We start from the raw sequence: 1,111 nt of genomic DNA, 5'->3' as shown, positions 1-1,111 counted from the left end.
GGTGGTGAGATTACGCCTGAGCAACTGATCGCTATCGGTCAAGTAGGCCAAAAGTACAAACTTTATACAAAGATTACGGGCGGGCAGCGTATAGACTTATTTGGCGCTAAACTTAATGACCTACCCACTATTTGGGGTGAACTAATTGCAGCAGGCCTTGAAACGGGTCACGCCTACGGAAGTCCTTACGTACCGTTAAGTCGTGCGTCGGATCAACTTGGTGTCGTTACGGAGTTCAGGATAGCGTGGGTCAAGCAATCGATATCGAAAACCGATACAAAGGTTTGCGTACTCCGCACAAGCTAAAAATGGCAGTATCCGGCTGTACTCGTGAGTGTGCAGAAGCGCAAAGTAAAGATGTTGGCATCATTGCAACTGAAAACGGCTGGAACCTCTACCTTTGTGGAAACGGCGGCATGAAGCCACGACATGCTGATCTGTTTGCGACCGATATCAGTACCGAAACGCTAGTTAAATATATTGATCGCTTCTTGATGTTCTACATCAAAACAGCAGACCGCTTACAAAGAACATCTGTATGGATGGACAACCTTGAAGGCGGTATCGAATACCTTCGTGAGGTTATTATTGAAGACAGCCTTGGTATTGCAGCTGAACTTGAAGCTCAGATGCAAAGCGTTGTCGATACTTATCAGTGTGAATGGAAAACTACGGTCGAAGACGAAACAAAACTACGTCGCTTCCGTCAATTTGTTAACTCTGATAAAGAAGATAGTAACGTTGTTTTCGTTGAAGAGCGTGGTCAAGTAAGACCTGCTAGCGAAGACGAAAAATCAAAATTAATCGCTAAGTCAGCTTAATCCAGTACTCACAGATAGGAGAAAATCAAAATGGCACTTAATGAAGTTATCTGTACGAAGTACGATCTTGTAGAAAATTCAGGCGTATGCGCGCTAGTAAACGATGAGCAAGTTGCGATCTTCTACATACCGAGCAGCGAAGAAAAGATTTTCGCAATATCTAACTGGGACCCATGCGGTAAGGCAAATGTTCTTTCTCGCGGGATTGTTGGAGATTTAACCGGCAAGTACGTGGTTGCTTCTCCCCTATACAAACAGCACTTTGACCTTAAGACAGGCGAATGCCTTGA

The 1,111-nt window shown here is 44.6% G+C and carries 1 protein-coding gene and 1 pseudogene; both read left to right on the top strand.

What is annotated here, in order from left to right:
• A pseudogene (locus tag A3763_RS02620) lies at positions 1-821 on the top strand (nitrite reductase (NAD(P)H)); the annotation flags it as partial.
• Positions 822-851: 30 nt separating this feature from the next.
• On the top strand, positions 852-1,111 hold a 260-nt coding region (nirD, locus tag A3763_RS02615; RefSeq protein WP_068759864.1), incomplete at its 3' end, for a nitrite reductase small subunit NirD.

Source organism: Oleiphilus sp. HI0128 (assembly GCF_001635365.1).
The sequence above is the reverse complement of the archived record's forward strand: the minus strand, read 5'-3'. Positions and strand labels throughout refer to the sequence as shown.